At 62.0% G+C, this 17,971-nt stretch carries 11 protein-coding genes; 2 read left to right on the forward strand and 9 right to left on the reverse strand.

Annotated elements, in window-relative coordinates; translation table 11 throughout:
• The first annotated feature begins 84 nt into the window (after positions 1 to 84).
• Positions 85 to 3,777 carry a methionine synthase gene (gene metH, locus KUV52_RS03295; protein ID WP_222524490.1) on the forward strand — a complete coding sequence of 1,231 codons (3,693 nt, stop codon included), beginning with the start codon at positions 85 to 87 and terminating at the stop codon, positions 3,775 to 3,777.
• Between the two features lie 545 nt (positions 3,778 to 4,322).
• Here metH and KUV52_RS03300 read toward each other — a convergent pair.
• From KUV52_RS03300 to KUV52_RS03335, 8 genes are all read right to left on the reverse strand, one after another.
• The gene (locus KUV52_RS03300; protein WP_222524491.1) at positions 4,323 to 5,552 is read right to left on the reverse strand and encodes a phenylacetate--CoA ligase family protein; all 1,230 of its coding nucleotides are present in this window, start codon (positions 5,550 to 5,552) and stop codon (positions 4,323 to 4,325) included.
• A gap of 9 nt (positions 5,553 to 5,561) precedes the next feature.
• Complete coding sequence (locus KUV52_RS03305; protein WP_222524492.1) at positions 5,562 to 6,383, reverse strand: ABC transporter ATP-binding protein; 822 nt, start codon at positions 6,381 to 6,383, stop codon at positions 5,562 to 5,564.
• Positions 6,384 to 6,438: 55 nt separating this feature from the next.
• Positions 6,439 to 7,671, reverse strand: a complete 1,233-nt coding sequence (locus KUV52_RS03310; protein ID WP_222524493.1) for an ABC transporter substrate-binding protein — start codon at positions 7,669 to 7,671, stop codon at positions 6,439 to 6,441.
• 85 nt (positions 7,672 to 7,756) lie between these two features.
• Positions 7,757 to 8,830 (reverse strand): branched-chain amino acid ABC transporter permease, encoded by a 1,074-nt coding sequence (locus KUV52_RS03315; protein WP_222524494.1) that lies wholly within the window; start codon positions 8,828 to 8,830, stop codon positions 7,757 to 7,759.
• A 33-nt stretch (positions 8,831 to 8,863) separates the two neighbouring features.
• A complete protein-coding gene (locus tag KUV52_RS03320) occupies positions 8,864 to 9,757 on the reverse strand; it encodes a branched-chain amino acid ABC transporter permease (protein ID WP_222524495.1) in 894 nt (297 codons plus the stop codon).
• Positions 9,754 to 11,715 (reverse strand): long-chain fatty acid--CoA ligase, encoded by a 1,962-nt coding sequence (locus KUV52_RS03325; RefSeq protein ID WP_222524496.1) that lies wholly within the window; start codon positions 11,713 to 11,715, stop codon positions 9,754 to 9,756. Before KUV52_RS03325 ends, KUV52_RS03320 begins: the two co-directional genes overlap by 4 nt.
• The gene (locus KUV52_RS03330) at positions 11,716 to 12,510 is read right to left on the reverse strand and encodes an ABC transporter ATP-binding protein (protein WP_222524497.1); all 795 of its coding nucleotides are present in this window, start codon (positions 12,508 to 12,510) and stop codon (positions 11,716 to 11,718) included. It abuts the gene before it with no gap.
• A gap of 73 nt (positions 12,511 to 12,583) precedes the next feature.
• The gene (locus KUV52_RS03335) at positions 12,584 to 13,624 is read right to left on the reverse strand and encodes a DcaP family trimeric outer membrane transporter (protein WP_222524498.1); all 1,041 of its coding nucleotides are present in this window, start codon (positions 13,622 to 13,624) and stop codon (positions 12,584 to 12,586) included.
• Between the two features lie 222 nt (positions 13,625 to 13,846).
• Between KUV52_RS03335 and KUV52_RS03340 the strand changes: the two genes are divergently transcribed.
• Positions 13,847 to 17,278, forward strand: a complete 3,432-nt coding sequence (locus KUV52_RS03340; protein ID WP_222524499.1) for a PAS-domain containing protein — start codon at positions 13,847 to 13,849, stop codon at positions 17,276 to 17,278.
• Here the strand turns inward: KUV52_RS03340 and KUV52_RS03345 are convergent.
• Positions 17,245 to 17,892: a response regulator gene (locus tag KUV52_RS03345; RefSeq protein WP_222524500.1), complete on the reverse strand. Its 648-nt coding sequence runs from the start codon at positions 17,890 to 17,892 to the stop codon at positions 17,245 to 17,247. The two genes, KUV52_RS03340 and KUV52_RS03345, sit on opposite strands and share 34 nt — an antisense overlap.
• Positions 17,893 to 17,971 lie beyond the last annotated feature (79 nt).

Genomic DNA, 17,971 nt, shown 5'->3' on the forward strand with positions numbered 1-17,971 from the left:
CACCCCATCCTCTGTTTAAATAGACGTCTATACGGATAAAAGGCCATAACCGGGCCAGCGAACAGCAAGTAAGGAAGTGGCGGTATGTCGACGCAACAGGCACTCGAACAGCAGTTAAAAGCGCGGATCCTGATTCTGGATGGGGCGATGGGCACCATGATCCAGGGCTATAAACTGGACGAGGACGACTACCGGGGCGAACGCTTTGCTGACTGGCACGTGCCGCTGAAAGGCAACAATGACTTGCTCTCTCTGACCCAGCCCGAGATCATCTCCGCCATCCACACCGCCTACCTTGAGGCGGGCGCGGACATCATCGAAACCAACACCTTCAACAGCACCACCATCGCCATGGCGGACTACGAGATGGAATCCCTCTCCCGGGAGATCAACTTCGAGTCGGCCAAACTGGCCCGTGCGGCGGCCGATGAGGTTGCTGCCCGAACCGGCATCCCCCGTTTCGTGGCCGGAGTGCTGGGCCCCACCAACCGCACCTGCTCCATCTCCCCGGATGTGAATGACCCGGGCTTCCGCAATGTCCACTTTGATGACCTGGTGGCGGCCTACACCGAATCCACCGAAGCGCTGCTGGATGGCGGCTCAGACCTGATTCTGGTGGAGACGGTGTTCGATACCCTCAACGCCAAAGCCGCCCTGTTTGCCATCGACTCAGTATTCGAAGCCCGCGGCCAGAGCTGGCCGGTGATGATCTCCGGCACCATTACCGACGCCTCAGGACGCACCCTGACCGGCCAGACCACCGAAGCCTTCTACAACTCCCTGCGCCACATCAAGCCGATCGCCATCGGCCTCAACTGCGCGCTGGGCCCCAAGGAGCTGGTGCCCTACATCAGCGAACTGAACCGCATCAGCGAGTGCGCGGTTTCCGCCCACCCCAACGCGGGCCTGCCCAATGAGATGGGCGGGTACGATGAGACTCCCGCCCAGATGGCGGCGATCATCGGCCAATGGGCCGCGGACGGCTGGCTCAATATCGTTGGCGGCTGCTGCGGCACCACCCCCGATCACATCCGCGCCATCGCCGACGCCGTGCGCCCCCATGCGCCCCGTACGCCCCCGGCCCACCTGACCGACGGCAACAATGTGGCCACCCGCCTGTCCGGGCTGGAGCCGTGCAACTTCGACGCCGACTCCCTCTTTATCAACGTGGGTGAGCGCACCAACGTCACCGGCTCCGCCCGCTTTCTCCGTCTGATTAAGGAGAACGATTACGAGACCGCGCTGGAGGTGGCCCGCCAGCAGGTGGAGAGTGGCGCCCAGATCATCGACATCAATATGGATGAGGGGATGCTGGACGCCGAAGCGGCAATGGTGAGGTTCCTGAACCTGATCGCCTCGGAGCCGGAGATCAGCAAAGTGCCGATCATGATCGACTCCTCCAAGTGGGAGGTGATCGAAGCGGGCCTCAAGTGCATTCAGGGCAAAGGGGTGGTGAACTCCATCTCCCTGAAAGAGGGGGAGGAGGCCTTCCTGCATCAGGCCAAGCTGATCCGCCGTTATGGCGCCGCTGCCGTGGTGATGGCCTTTGACGAAACCGGACAGGCTGACACTTACGAGCGCAAGGTGGAGATCTGCACCCGCGCCTATCAGGTGTTGACCGAAAAGGCGGGTTTTGCCCCAGAAGACATCATCTTCGACCCCAACATCTTCGCCATCGCCACCGGCATCGAAGAGCACGACAACTACGCCGTAGACTTTATCGAGGCGTGTCGCACCATCCGCGACACCCTGCCCCACGCCCGCCTGTCCGGCGGCGTCTCCAACGTCTCCTTCTCCTTCCGTGGCAACAACCCGGTGCGGGAGGCGATCCACGCCGTGTTCCTTTACCACGCCATCCGCAATGGCCTCTCCATGGGGATCGTCAACGCCGGTCAGCTGGCGATCTACGACGACATCCCCAAGCCACTGCTGGAGCGGGTTGAGGATGTGGTACTGAACCGCCGCAATGACGGCACCGAACGTCTGCTGGAGGTGGCGGAAGAGTACCGGGGTGGTGGCAAGCAGGCGGAAGACCCCAAGGATGCCGAATGGCGCAGCTGGCCTGTCAACAAGCGGCTGGAGCATGCGCTGGTCAAAGGGATCACCGAGTTTATCGAAGAGGACACCGAAGCCGCCCGCCAGGCCGCCGATCGCCCATTGGACGTGATTGAAGGGCCGTTGATGGACGGCATGAACGTGGTGGGCGACCTGTTTGGCGCAGGCAAGATGTTCCTGCCCCAGGTGGTGAAATCCGCCCGGGTGATGAAAAAGGCGGTGGCCTACCTCAACCCCTATATCGAGGCGGAAAAGGTCGAGGGCCAGTCCAACGGCAAGGTGCTGATGGCCACGGTGAAGGGCGACGTTCACGACATCGGCAAGAACATCGTGGGGGTGGTGCTGCAGTGCAACGGCTACGAGGTGATCGACCTCGGCGTGATGGTGCCGGTGGAGAAGATCATCGAAGTGGCCAAAGCGGAGAAAGTGGATGTGATCGGCATGTCCGGCCTGATCACCCCCTCCCTCGACGAGATGATCCACAACGTCAAAGAGTTCAGCAAAGCGGGGCTCACCTGCCCCGCCATCATCGGCGGCGCCACCACCTCTAAGATCCACACTGCGGTGAAGATCTACGAACACTACGAGCACGGCGCCATCTATGTGGCGGACGCGTCCCGCACCGTGCCGGTGGTGGCCAAACTGATCGGCCCGGATCGCCACGCCTTTGTGGAGCAGACCTACCGGGAGTACGCCGACCTCAAGGCGAAGCGGGAAGCCCAGGGCAACCGCAAAACCCTTATCCCGCTGGAGGCCGCCCGGGCCAACCGCAACCAGATCGACTGGGCCAACTACACCCCGGCGGTGCCCAAACAGCTGGGCGTGCAGGTGTTTAACGACTACCCGCTGACCGACCTGATCGACCGCATCGACTGGACCCCCTTCTTCCGCAGTTGGGGCCTCCATGGCAAGTACCCGCAGATCTTCAAGAACCCCACCGTGGGGGCGGAAGCGAAGGAGCTGTACGACAACGCCCAGATCATGCTGAAGCAGATCATTCAGGAGAAGTGGCTCACCGCTGCCGCTGTGATCGGCCTGTTCCCCGCCAACACCTGCGACAACCACGACGACGTCGCGCTCTACACCGACGAGTCGCGAAGTGAGGAGTTACTGCGCCTGCATATGCTGAGGCAGCAGATAGAGCGGGTCGATAACGACAACTTCGCCCTGTCCGATTTTGTGGCCCCGGCCAGCAGTGGCAAGGCCGACTACATGGGCGCTTTTGCCGTCACGGCAGGCATTGGCATCGAAGAGCATATTGAGCGATTCGAGAAGGCCCACGACGACTACCACGCCATCATGATCAAGGCCCTGGCCGATCGTCTGGCCGAAGCCTTTGCCGAGCGGATGCATGAGCGGGTGCGCAAGGAGTTCTGGGGCTACGCCGCCGACGAGGCGCTGGATAACGAGGCGCTGATCCGTGAGAAGTACAAGGGGATCCGTCCCGCGCCCGGCTACCCCGCCTGCCCGGACCACACCGAGAAGGGGCTGCTGTGGCAACTGCTGAAGCCGGAAGAGAACATCGGCCTCCGCATCACCGAGAACTTCGCCATGTACCCCACCGCCGCCGTGTCCGGCTGGTACTTCGCCCACCCGGAATCCCGCTACTTCGGGGTGACCGACATCGACCGGGATCAGGTGGCGGATTACGCCGAGCGTATTGGTCTGAGCGTAGCGGAAACCGAGAAGTGGCTGGCGCCCATCCTTGGCTATAGCGCCTGAGTCTCAGGCATCCACCGTGAAACGGCCTCCGATGGAGGCCGTTTTTATTAGGGATGCGGAGGGCCCCTAGGCTGAAGCCCGCCGCTTCGTAGCGTGGGTTTAGAACTCACGGCGATATTGCTCCGGATTACCTGCGGCCCGTGGGCGGTAAGCCCACGCTACAAGGAAGCGCAAACCCGCCACTTCGTAGCGTGGGTTTTGAACCCACGGTGATATTGCTCCGGATTACCTGCGGCCCGTGGGCGGTAAGCCCACGCTACAAGGAAGCGCAAACCCGCCACTTCGTAGCGTGGGTTTTGTACCCAAGGTGGTATTGCTCCGCATTACCTGCGGCCCGTGGGCGGTAAGGCCAGCTACAAGGAAGCGCAAACCAGCCACTTCGTAGCGTGGGTTTTGAACCCACGGTGATATTGCTCCTGATTATCTGCGACCTTCGGGGGGTAAGCCCACGCGACACGATGGCAGGAAGCCCTGAATTGAACGCAAAAAAAGTCGGCGCAGAGCACCGACAAATCCGTTGGGAAGGGACCCCAAGCGGGAGAGATTCAGGGGGTGGGACGGGTATCTTCGATCACCACCCCATCCCGGGGCAGCACTCCAGCAGCCACCCAGCAGGCGCTGGTGCCCAGACGCAGCAAAGCTCTGGCCTGTGCCACCACCTCCTCTTCGGTAACGGTAGGAAGCTGCTCTGGTTCGCACAGCAGCGTCAGACTGTCCTGCCCTTCCGACTGGGTGATCACCGCGCGGATTCGGGCCAAACCGGGGATACGGTTACGCAGCTGCTCAATCTGGCCGGGGTGCACAAACAGGCCTTTGACCTTGGTGGATTGATCCGCCCGCCCCTGCCAGCCCCGGATCCGCATATTGGTGCGACCGCAGGGGCTCGGCTCGATCATAACGGAGGAGAGATCCCCGGTGGCAAACCGCACCAGCGGGTAATCGGGGTTCACGCTGGTGACCACCACCTCGCCAATCTCCCCTTCTGCCACCGGCTGGCCACTTCCCGGACGCACCACCTCCAGCAGCAGGTCCTCATCCACCACCAGGCCCGCATCCGGCTCGGTTTCGTAGGCGATCAATCCCACATCGGCGGTGGCATAGGCCTGACGAACCCGGATCCCCGCCGCTTCAAACCGTGCCCGCAGACTGGCGGGCAGCGCCTCCCCCGTGACCAGTGCCACCCGGAAGGAGAGCGGCTGCTGGGATGCCTCCGCCCGGTCCAGCAGGATGGCCAGGAATGAGGGAGTACCACAATAGCCCTCCGGCTTAAGGCGGGCGTTCAGTTCCAGCTGCAACTCGGTTTGCCCCGGTCCGGCGGGAATCACGCTGCAACCACAGGCTCGGGCGCCGGAATCCAGAATGAAACCGCCGGGCGAGAGGTGGTAGGAGAGGCAGTTCTGCACCTTCATACCGGGTCGGAAGCCTGCTGCATGGAATGCCCGTCCCATGCGCCACCAGTCGTCGGTGCAGTGTTCCGGCTCACAGATGGGGCCGGGGGAGAGGAACAGGCGGTCGATTTGAGCCGATTCCGCGGCAATGCCACCCAGCGGCCCACTCACCTCCTGCAGGGCACTCAGGTCCGATTTGCGCAGCAACGGCAGGTCCGCCAGCGCAGCCCGGCTGGTCAGGGAGGTGATATCCACCGCCGCCAGCGTCTGCCCATAGTAGGGGCTTTGACGACGGGAATACTCCACCAACTCCCGAAGACTGGCGAGCAGAGTCTGCTCTCTCTGGCTCGGTGGCCTCAGCTCCCGGGCCTCGAAATACGCCTCCATAATGCCCCCTTACAACCAGCGCTTACGGCGCTTGTAGGATTTGAGATTTTTGAAGCTCTTGCGCTCCTCGTTGCCACCGCCGAGATAGAACTCCTTCACATCTTCGTTGGCCAGCAGCTGCTCCCGGGTGCCATCCAGCACGATTTTCCCCGACTCCATGATGTAGCCGTAATCCGCCACTTTCAGGGCGTAGTTGGCGTTCTGCTCCACCAGCAGCATGGTGATCCCCTGCTCCCGGTTAATCTGCTCAATAATGCCAAACACCTCTTTCACCAGCAGCGGGGACAGCCCCATGGAGGGCTCATCCAGCAGAATCATCTGGGGACGGGCCATCAGGGCGCGGCCAATGGCCAGCATCTGCTGCTCACCGCCGGAGAGGTAGCCTGCCAGGCCGGTACGTTCACGCAGACGGGGGAAGTAGTTCAGCACCATCTCAATGTCGGCGGCCACTTCACTGTCCCGGCGGGTATAGGCACCCAGTTTGAGGTTCTCGATCACCGTCATGTCCTCAACGATGCGGCGCCCCTCCATCACCTGGAACAGACCGCTGCGAACAATGCGCTCCGGGGGGGCGTTGTCGATCCGCTCCCCAAGCAGGTGAATGTCGCCCCGGGTCACCTCGCCGTCCTCGGTTTTCAGCAGGCCCGAGATCGCCTTCAGTGTGGTGGACTTGCCTGCGCCATTGGGGCCCAGCAGGGTGACGATCTGCCCCTTGGGCACATCGATGCTGACACCACGCAGCACCTGAATCACTTCGTCGTACACCACTTCGATGTTGTTGATGGTCAGGAGCGGTTGGGTCTCCTGCGCCACTGCGGCTGACTGTGTCATCGGCTCTCCCTCTGCCAAATTGGGGGCCCGGCATCCGGGCCCCGTCCGTTACGTCTCAGAACCCAAGCCAGTCGGCACGGCGCTCCAGGGTCATCTGGCTGACCGGCTCGATCAGGATGTCACCGCCGTTGTAGTTGCCCTTGTAGATGTTGACCTGGCTGACGCCACGGTGGTCATCCTCACTCCAGGTGGCGGGCAGACAGACCCCTTCCAGACCGGCAGGCACCCAGTCTTTGCGGGCGTACATGCCCGCCTTGATGTTGTCGCCGGTGATGCCGCCATTGGCCTTGGCCCACTCCATCGCCTCTTTCATGTAATACACGGAGCACACGCCGCGGATGTAGTGATGGGGGCGGGACAGTTCACCATCGGGATCGGACATGCCGGATACCGCTTTCACCAGTTTCATGCCCGGTGCCGGGTCATCCCAGAAGGGGGTCATGGTGGGGAAGATGTAGTCCTTAATGCCGTCACCGGCGGCTTCAAACACCTGGCGGTCGCCACCCCAGATGTTCGCCATAAACTGCACTTCGGTGCCGACGGTGTTGCAGGACTTCACCAGCGAGAGCACGGAGCTGCCCAGGTTGCCGATGTAGCCGTAGTGGGTGCCGGAGCTTTTCAGACTGAGGCACTGGGCCTTAAAGTCACCCGGCTTCATGGAGATCACCACCGGCGGCATCACCTCGAAACCCAGCTCTTCGGCGTAAGCGGCGCAGGCAGCCTTGGGCGCGTTGGGATAGGGGTGGTTGGCGCCGATATGGGTGAACTTGGGCTTACCCTGGCCCCCCTTGGCTTTCCAGTCTTCTGCGGCCCACTGCACCAGACCACGACAGGTGTCGGAGTAGGAGGCGCCGTAGAAGAAGTTGTAGGGCGCCGGTTTCTGAGTCTTAGGATTCAGCCCCTTGGGATCGGTCAGGTGCGCCGAGTAGGAGGCGGAGAACACCGGCACCTCATCCTTGGCGGCAAAGGCGATCAACGCTTCAGTATCGGCGGTGCCCCACCCCTGCATCGCCACCATATCCTTGCGGGAGACCCACTTCTTATAGGAGGCAATGGCCTGAGGCACTTTGTAGGCGTAGTCAATGGTTTCAAACTCCAGCCGGGTGCCGCTGATGCCCCCGTTGGCGTTGATGTAAGCCATCGCATCCCGCACCCCGTCCGCGTACTGCTTGCCCACGAAAGCGGTGGGTCCGGACATGTCCGCCAGGTGGCCTACGAATACCGCATCTTCGGCCTGGGCCGGCAGGCTCAGCATCGCGGCCGCCGCGATCATCCATCCTTTTTGCATCGTCTTGTTCCCTTTGGTTCAGGGGCCATCCGGCCCCGGGTTTTCAGGCCGGAGCACCGGTTGGCGCTCCGATTGCGGTTTCGCCTCAGTAGGCGAAGGGGTAACACTTCCAGTAGTTCTTAATCTGCTGCCAGCGGTGAGCCAGTCCCTGCGGTTCAAAGATCAGGAACAGGATGATCACCAGACCAATCGCCATCTCCTTGAGGTAAGCGAGCCCATCCACCACCATCGGGATGTTGCCCCACTCGGTCTCCTTCATCAGACCCACGCCCCCCTCAAGCACCTCGGGCAGCAACACCATAAAGACGCAGCCCATCAGGGTGCCTTTGACGGAGCCAAGACCACCGATGATCACCATCGCCAGGAACTGCACCGACATCAGAATGGTGAAGCCCTCCGCCGACACGTAGCCCAGGTAGTGGGCATAGAGCGCGCCACCAATCCCGGCGTAGAAGGAGGAGATGCCGAATGAGAGCAAACGGTACTTGTTGAGCTTGACCCCCATGATCTCGGCGGAGAGGTAGTGGTCACGCACTGCCACAAAGGCCCGGCCATCCCGGCTTCGCATCAGGTTGCTGCCCCACAGGTACATAAACACCAGGGCAAACAGGGCGATGAAGTAGAAGGACTCATCGGTATCGAAGGCGAAGCCGAACAGGTTTACCGGTTCCGCCATCGACCCGGCACTGCCGCCGGAGAACCACTCAGCACGGGCAAAGAAGTCCTCGATGATGAACTGCGCCGCCAGAGTGGCGATCGCCAGGTACAGCCCCTTAATCCGGGCGGCGGGCATGCCAAACAGCATCCCCACCCCCATGGTGAGGAACCCCGCCAGCGGGATGCAGAACACCACCGGGATGCCAAAGCGGGTGTTCATCCAGGCGGAGGCGAACGCCCCAAATCCGAAGAACGCCCCATGGCCCAGGGAGATCTGGCCGGTAAAGCCCACCAGTATGTTCAGCCCCAGGGCCGCAATGCCCAGGTAGCTGATCTGGATGAACAGCGTCAGGTAGTAGGCGTCCAGCAGCCAGGGGGCGGTACAGGCCAGGGCGATAAACGCCACGGCCATCGCCCGGATGGTGCGGGTTTCAAAAATGGTGTTGTCCTGCTTGTAACTGGTGCGGAAATCGCCGCACGGACGCATCGCCAGGCTCGACATAAAACTCTCCTTGTTGATGGATGCGGGTTACGGTCAGATCCGTTCGATATCCCGGGTGCCAAACAGGCCGTAGGGTTTAAACCAGAGAATCACCAGCAGCACGTAGAACGGCGCGATGTCGTACATGTTGCCGAGGTGGAAGTACTGGCTGTCGAAGAACTCCGCCAGGTTCTCCAGCACCCCGATCACCATGCCGCCGATGATGGCGCCGACGATGGAGTCCAGGCCGCCCAGAATCACCGCCGGGAACACCTTGATCCCCATCACCGACAGGGCATCGGAGACCCCGTTCACCATGCCGATCACCACCCCTGCGGTAGCGGATACGGTGGCAGCGATGCCCCAGCTCATGGCGAATACCTGCTTCACCGAGATCCCCAGACTCTGCGCCACCTGCTGATCAAAGGCGGTGGCCCGCATCGCCAGACCGTGCTTGGAGTGCTTAAAGAAGAGGTAGAAGCCCACCATGATGAACAGCGCAATTACGGTGCTGAGCAGATATGCCAGCTCGATATGCAGCCCGAAGATCGCCACGCTGTGGGTCTCGAAGATGGGCGGGTAGTTGGCCGGGGCCACCCCGAAGATCCACTTCACCAGGGACTGGAAGAAGATGGAGAGACCGATGGTCACCATAATCACTGAGATGATGGGCTCGCCGATCATCGGCCTCAGCACAATCATCTGCAGCGCCACACCGAACAGCGCCATAAAGGCGAGACTCAGCAGGAACCCCAGGAAGAAAGGCAGCTCCAGATAGACCAGCAGCGCCCAGCAGACCCAGGCCCCCACCAGCAGGAACTCCCCCTGGGCAAAGTTAACGATCTGGGTGGACTTGTAGACGAGCACAAAGCACATCCCCACCACCCCGTAGAGCAGGCCAACAATCAGGCCGTTAATGACCAGCTGCAGCAGCAGTTCGAAATTCATGACGCTCTCCTTAGCCCTTTGTCCTGATTGCGGGTCGCTTTGGGATCCAGCGTTTTCACCGGCAACTGGGTCTGTACCCGGGTCTGGCTGCCATCCTGGAAGCGAATCACCGTATCGATGTCCACGCTCTCGGCGTCGCCGTAGATCGCCTCAATGATGTCGCCGTACTTTTCAGCAATGACGCCCCGGCGCACTTTGCGGGTACGGGTCAGTTCGCCATCGTCCGCATCCAGCTCCTTGTAGAGCAGCACGAACTTGGCGATGCGCTGAGCCGGAGGCAGGGTGGCGTTCACCTTCTCCACCTCTTCGGCGAGCTTGTTGTAGACCTCCGGCAGACTGGCCAGGTTGGTGTAGTTGGTGAAGGCCAGCCCCTGCCGCTCAGCCCACTTGGAAACGATGGCGTAGCGGATGCAGAGAATGGCGGTAAGGCAGGGGCGTTCGTTCCCCAGAATCACCGCTTCACCGATAAAGCTGGAGAACTTCAGCTTGTTCTCGATGTACTGGGGGGAGAACTGCACCCCGTGGCTGGTGTTGGCCAGGTCCTTGATGCGGTCGATCACCACCAGGTGACCGGAGGCTTTGAAGTAGCCCGCGTCGCCGGTGTGCATCCAGCCCTCACGCACATCCTCGGCGTAGGCTTTGTCATCCCCGAGATAGCCGCAGAACATCCCTTCGGTTTTGGCCACCACTTCGCCCAGCCCTTCGCTGTCGGCGTTGATCACCTTCACTTCGGCGTTATCGAACGGCAGCCCGACGCTGTCATAGTCCACATCGTCCGCCGGATGGATAACGTAGGCGCCAGCCATCTCGGTCTGGCCGTAGAGCTGACGCAGCGGCACGCCGATGCACTGGAAGAAGCGGAAGGTGTCCGGCCCCATGGCCGCACCACCGGTGGCGGCGGATTTCAGGAAGGAGAAGCCGAGACGATCCCGAAGGGCCTTCATCAGCAGCCAGTCCGCCAGCCGGGATTTGCCCCCCTGTGCCAGCCGCTGCTCCGACCGCTTCATGGCGAAATCGAACAGGGCGCGCTTAAGCGGCGTGGAGTCCATCATCCGCGCCTGAACATCGGCAAGGATCTGCTCCCATACCCGCGGGGCCAGCAGCACAAAGCTGGGGCCGATCTCCCGCAGGTCGGCCATCATGGTTTCCTGCTCCTCAACAAAGTTGATCACCTGACGGGCGATCAGGGCCTGCCCTACCGCGTACACCTGCTCCATGATCCAGGGCAGTGGCAACACAGAGACATAGTTGTCGCCGGGCTGGCGCGGGTCCGCCCGCAGATAGGCGCTGCAGTGGGCCAGAAACTGACGCCCCTGCAACAGCGCAATCTTGGGTTTGGAGGTGGTGCCGGAGGTGGTGCAGTAGATCGCCACCTTGTCCGGGTCGGTGGCATCCACCAACCGGTCAAACGCCCCGGTATCGCGATGCTCCAGCTCCCGTCCCAAACGGTAGAGATCCTCTATGTCCACCAGACGCTCATCGTCGTATTTGCGCATGCCCCGGGGGTCGCAGTAGACGATGTAGCGCACATCGGAGATCTGGTCCTCCAGCTCCAACAGCTTGTCGCACTGCTCCTCATCCTCGGCAATCACCACTTTGGTGCCGCTGCGGTTGATCAGGTAAGCCACCTCTTCATGCAGGGAGTCCTGATAGATGCCGATGGAAAAACCGCCGAGGGTGTGTGCGGCCAGTTCGCCCCACACCCACTCCGGCCGGTTATCCCCCAGCAGGGCAATGGTGTCGTCGTTGCCGATGCCCAGACTGCTCAGGCCAAGGGACATCCATTTGACCCGGTCCCGGTAGTCAGCCCAGGTGAACTCGTTCCAGATCCCGAACTCCTTCTCCCGCATCGCCACGTCACTGGGCCAGTGCATGGCATTGTGACGAAGCAGTTTGGGGAAGGTGTCCAGCGAGCCAGTGTTAAAGGGTGGCTGGGCCACGTCGTGCTGTGCCGTCATTCAGCCCGCCTCCTGCAGTTGTTCATCTTCCAGACCCAGGTAGGCCCGCTTCACATGCTCATCCGCCATCACGGTGTCCGGATCGCCGCTGATCAGCTTCTTGCCGAAGTCCAGCACCATCACCTCATGGGAGATGTCCATCACCACGCCCATGTCGTGCTCGATCATCACCACGGTGATGCCAAACTCCTCGTTGAGGTCGAGGATGTAGCGGGCCATGTCCTCTTTCTCTTCCAGGTTCATCCCCGCCATCGGTTCATCCAGCAGAATGAGCTTGGGTTTCAGGGCCATCGCCCGGGCCAGTTCCACCCGCTTGCGCAGGCCGTAGGAAAGGGTGCCCGCCACGGATTTGCGAACGTGGCTGATCTCCAGGAAATCGATGATCTCCTCCACCTCGCGACGATGGGCCAACTCCTCCTTCTGAGCGGGCGAGAACCAGTAGAGGGGGCCGGTCAGCCAGTTGTTTTTCATCAGGTGGTGGCGTCCCACCATGATGTTGTCCAACACCGACATATGGCCGAACAGGGCGAGGTTCTGAAAGGTGCGCCCCATGCCCAGATCCGCCCGATCATTGGGGCGAAGCCGGGTCACATTGCGCCCGTCAAAATGGATGGTGCCTGCCTGGGGACGGTAGCGTCCCGAGATGCAGTTGAGCATCGAGGTCTTGCCGGCACCATTGGGGCCGATAATGGAAAACACCGCTCCCCGCGGTACCTCGAAGCTGACATCAGTGAGCGCCTTGACCCCGCCGAACGCGAGGGAGACGTGCTCTACCTTGAGGATGGAATCGGTCATTACCCGCTCCTTGATTCACCGGCCACCGCCGCAGCCGGAAAGAAGAGCGGCGACGCATTACGTCGCCGGGTGATTACAGTGCGTAGCGCATGGAGAACTGGCCATAGAAGGAGTCGGCGTCCGCCTCGTTCATGGCAAAGTTGCCCACCTCAACGCCCACGGAGAGGTACTTGTTCAGGTCCTGGAACAGGTTGACGCTCCACTGGTCGTTGTCCGCGTTGCTCTCATCGGTCTCAACCCGGCCATAGAGGAAGGTGCTGCGCAGGGTGTCGGTCCAGAAGTGGCGGTAAGCGGCCAGATAAGCAGTAACGCTCTCCACCTCTTCGCCCACCAGATCCTGTGCCGCGCCCACGCTGATGTAGCGGCCCAGTTCACCCAGGTGCAGTTGAAGACGCAGGTCGTCTTTACCAAAGGTGTTGATTTTGGCCGCCAGGGAGCCACCAAACGCGGTTTCCCGGTTGCCGCCCAGGGTGTTGAGTTCGCGACCAATCCCCGCCAGAGAGACGTTGCCCCAGTCCCCTTTCAGGGTGTACTTGGCGATCACATCCGGCAGTCGGTCGTTGCTGGTGTCGCCGCCCCAGGATTCCGGGTTCTCAATCGACACCGCGAAGCCGCCGGTGCTGTAGCGGATCTGCCCCTGACGGATAAACGCCAGGCCCACGGTGGCCCCGGCAAAGTCCGCGGTTTCCGGAATGGCGCTGGTGTTCATCAGGGTGGACCAGGTCTGCCCGGCGGTGACCCCTTTGTAGCTGATAAAGGCGTGGCGAATACGGGGATGGAAGGAGTTGGAGATCACTTCGTTACCGCCACCGCCGAGGAAATCCATCTCGATAAAGCCGGTCACATCACCGTGGATGTACTTGGTGTTGAAGCGGGTCTCGTTGGCGAACAGACGAAACTGGGTGGCGTCCTCCTCCAGTGGCGTCCCGGAGCCGATCCAGAAATCCCGGTAGGCGATATCACCGTCCACGTAGCGGGCGTCCAGCTTGATATAACCCCCAAAGATCAGCTTGTCGTTTTCGGTGATGTCGATCTCGAAGCCGGCCTGACTTGGCGCGGCCATAGCCAGGGTGAATCCGGCGGCCATCAGGGCCTTGGTGTGGTTAGCGAACATGATGTGTCCCTCAGTTGTGCCTGGGGGCCAACATCGGCAAATCGTGACAAGCGGACAATTGGCAAAGGGACCTAGGTCTGAGGGCCTAGTTCGCAGGGGGTAGACCAAAGGGATTACGACCAAGGTCGCAGGCACAATTCACTGCCCACCAGCCCGACCGCTTGGGTACACTGGCTTCTCCTTGGGCAGCCGTATCGCCCGGAACCAAACAACAGGGATGTTATGTTTGCGAACTGGCTGCTGGTCGCGGTGAGCCTGGGCTATATTGGCCTGCTGTTTCTCATCGCCTTTCTCGGGGATCGCTTCCGCCACCGTCTGGCGGAGCACACCCAGCGTCTGATCTACGCCCTCTCACTCGGCGTGTACTGTACCTCCTGGGGCTTTCTTGGGACCGCCGGACAAGCCGCGGTGGGGGACTTCTCCTACCTGCCGGTCTACCTGGCCCCCATCCTGCTGTTCCTGCTGGCCTGGCCCTTTATTCAGCGCATCATCCGGGTCAGCCTGAGACTTAACATCACCTCCATCGCCGACTTGCTCGCCGCCCGCTTTGGTAAATCCCAACGCCTCGCCCTGCTGGTGACTCTGGTGGCGCTGATCGGCACCCTGCCCTATATCGCCCTGCAGTTGAAGGCGATCGTTAACTCCTACCTGATTCTCCGGCAGGACCCGATGCTTACCCCCTGGCAGCTGGGGCTGGTGGTGGCCCTGGTATTGGCGGGCTTTACCATCGTGTTTGGGGTACGCACCATCGATGTGACCGAGCGCCATCCCGGCGTAATGGTGGCCATCGCCTTTGAGTCCCTGCTCAAACTGGTGGCCTACCTGGTGGTCGGGCTGTTTGTCTGCTTTGTGGCTTTTGACTCCCCCGCCGAGATCCTCGCCCAAACCCGCGCTGCCGACCCCGCCCTGTTGAGCCCAACGCCCAATGCCCTGATCTCCATGGCGGGGCTGACAGTGGTGGTGGTGTGCGCCTTTCTCTGTCTGCCGCGCCAGTTCCAGGTCACCATGGTGGAGCTCAAATCGCCGCAGCAGGCCAGGCTGAGCCGCTGGCTGTTCCCCGCTTACGTGGCGGTGTTTGCCCTGTTTGCCGCCCCTCTGGGGCTGGCGGGCAAACTGCTCTACGGCGACTCGGTGGCCACCGACGCCTATGTGCTGTTTCTGCCAGCGGCCCATGGCCACGACTGGCTGAGTCTGTTCAGCTTTCTCGGTGCCATCTCCGCCGCCAGCGCCATGGTGATCATCTCCACCATGGCCCTCAGCATCATGTTGAGCAACGAGGTGATCTTCCCCACCCTGTTCCGTCACAGCGATCTGGAAAACACCCATTTCCAGCGCTTCCGCACTCAACTGCTTGGCGTGCGAAAAGCGCTGGTAGTGGCGGTCATCGCCCTGGCCTATGGCATGTTTCTGGTGGCGCCACCCCATACCCTCGCCTCGCTGGGAGAGGTGGCCTTTGGCGCCATCGCCCAAATTGGCCCCCCACTGTTCGCCGCTTTCCTGTGGCGACGTGTCACCCTCGCGGGGGTACTCAGTGGCATCAGTGCCGGATTCTCCCTCTGGCTGGTGCTGAACCTGCTGCCGCAATTGGGGCTCTACGGCCATCCCTTCGCCAACAGTGGCTTTACCCCCACCACGGTCTCCACCCTGCTGGGACTGGCGGTGAACGCGACCCTAATGTGGGGGATCTCGGTGGCCCGCCGCCCCTCGGTGCGGGAGCAGATCCAGATGGCGCACTTTTTTGAGCGACCGGAGCGGGGGCCGGGTGGCACCCCACTCCCCCGCCGGGTTGATGCGAAGGAGCTGGAACTGCTGGCCGCCCGCTTTGTCGGTGAGGAGAAAGCACAACGGGCGTTTGCCACAACAACCGCAGACAGTGACGCGGAATCTCTGCTGCTTCACACCGAAAAACTGCTGGCGACGGTGATGGGCTCCGCCTCTGCCCGACTGGTGATCTCCTGCGCCCTGCAGGGACACAATATCGCGCTGGAGGAGGTGGCTCAGCTGGTGGAGGACGCCTCCAGCCAGCGCACTGCCCTGAGCCGGGAGGTGCTGCAAAGCGCCATTGAGAACGCCTCGGAAGGGATCTCGGTCACCGACCACAATCTGCGCCTGGTGGCATGGAATGATCGCTACCTCAAGCTGTTTCAATACCCCACCTCCCTGCTCTACCCCGGCTGCCCGGTGGCGGATCTGATCGCCTACAACCTGGCGCAGACCCTGGATGACGAGGCGGAGATTGAGCACCAGGTGGCGCGCCGGCTGGCGTTTCTGCGTCAGGGCAGTCGCCACAGCTCGGAGCGGCAGATGCCCGATGGCACGGTGATCCGCATTGAAGGCAACCCGATGCCCGGTGGCGGCTTTGTGATGCTGTTTACCGACATCACCGTCTACCGGGAGGCGGAAGCCCTGCTGACCGAGAAGAACCTGGACCTGGAGCAACTGGTGTCGGAGCGCAGCGACAAGCTGGCCAAAGCCAATGCCCAGTTGGCCCGCTCCAACGCCAAACTGGCCGCTGCTCATGAGCAAGCTGAAGCGGCACACCGGCAAAAGAGCCAATACCTGAAAGCGTGCAGCCACGACCTGCTGCAGCCCCTGTCAGCCGCCAGGCTGTTCTCCTCCACCCTGATGGAGGACAAGGAGCTGAAGCCGCAACAACGGGCCCAGATAGAGCGGGTGGACCGCTCTCTTCAGGTGGCCAACGAACTGCTGCTGGACCTGAACGCCATCGCCCGGCTGGAGAGCGGTGCCATCACCCCCAAGCCGGAGCCCTTCCCGCTGCAGGCGCTGCTGGATGATCTGGCCCAGGAGTTCGCCGCACTGGCCCCCGCCAGTCAGGTGCATTTCCGTTGTGTGCGCAGCCGGGTTTGGGTCCACAGCGATCGGGCCCTGCTGAGGCGCATCCTGCAAAACCTGATGGCCAACGCGCTGCGCCACGCACCGGGCAGCACCCTGCTGTTGGGCTGTCGCCGTGGCGATCCGCTCTCCATTGAGGTGATCGACAACGGCCCCGGCATTCCGGAAGAGAAGCAGACAATGGTGTTTGAACAGTTCACCCGGCTGGACGAAAGCGCCAGCACCGGGCTGGGACTGGGCCTCAATATCGCCCGAGGACTGGCGGATCTGCTGGGCCACGGTTTGCGGTTGCAAAGCGCCGCAGGTCAGGGCTGCCGCTTTACTCTGACACTGCAGGAGGTGGCGCCGGTGCCGAAGGCGGCCCCCGTCAAGGCGGATCCCATCACGCTGCAGGGCGTAAAAGTGCTCTGTGTGGATAACGATCCGGAAGTGCTGGCAGGAATGACCGAACTGCTGAACAGCTGGCAGTGTGAAGTGATGAGCGCGCCGGACCGGGCCGTTGCCGAACAGTGGTGCCGCAACCGCGAGGTGGACATCATGCTGGTGGATTACCAGTTGGACCGGGGGGACGACGGGCTCAGTCTGATGGCGTCGCTGCAGGCTCAGGTGGGCCACCCGATGCCCGGCATTCTGATCAGCGCCACCACCGATGAACAAGTGGTGAGCCAGGCTCGCTCACAGGGATACGGCTTTCTGCGCAAACTGATCAAACCCGCCGCGCTGCGCGCCACGATGAGCGCGCTGTTGGTGCGGGAGTGGAAACAGAACTACGTGGCGGAGCCTTCCAACCGCTCCGGCTGAAGGGATTGCAGCGCGATCACCGCCTGGGTTCGGGTACGCACGCCCAGCTTGAGGAAGATGGCGCTGGCGTGTGCCTTGACGGTGGCCTCGGACACCCCGAGTTGCTGGGCGATCTGCTTATTAAGCAGCCCCTCACCAAACAGCATCAGGATCTTATGCTGGCGGGGCGAAAGGCTCGCGATGCGTCCCGCCATCTCATCGTTGCTGTCCGGGCCGAGGGACTCCGGCCACCACTGCTGCCCCAGCAACACCGCAGAGACCGCCTCCAGAATCGCGGTCACGGGACGGGACTTGGGGACAAACCCTGCCGCACTGCACTGACGGGCTCTGCCCACGGTGGCCTCATCCTCCTGCCCGGAGATCACCACCACCGGCAGAGCCGGATAATCCTGGCGGATCTGAAGCAGCGTATGAAAGCCCTGAGCACCGGGGATATGAAGATCGAGCAGCAGCAGGTCCGGCTCAACGCCGCTGCTGAGCACCTGTTCCAGCGCCTCGGTGCCCTCCGCCTCATCCAGAGTGCATTCCGGATAGTGGCGACGCAGCAGATCCGCCAGCGCCTGGCGGTAGAGCGGGTGATCGTCGGCGATCACAATGCGTTCCGGTTGATGCATGAATTCCTTGTCCTTGATGGGCGTCCCGCCCCGGTTCATGCCACGAACCTAAAACAAAAGCGCCAGCGCCTCAATCCCC

Origin of the sequence: Ferrimonas balearica (genome assembly GCF_019802055.1) — a bacterium.
In the GTDB taxonomy this organism is placed as follows: Bacteria; Pseudomonadota; Gammaproteobacteria; order Enterobacterales; family Shewanellaceae; genus Ferrimonas; species Ferrimonas balearica_A.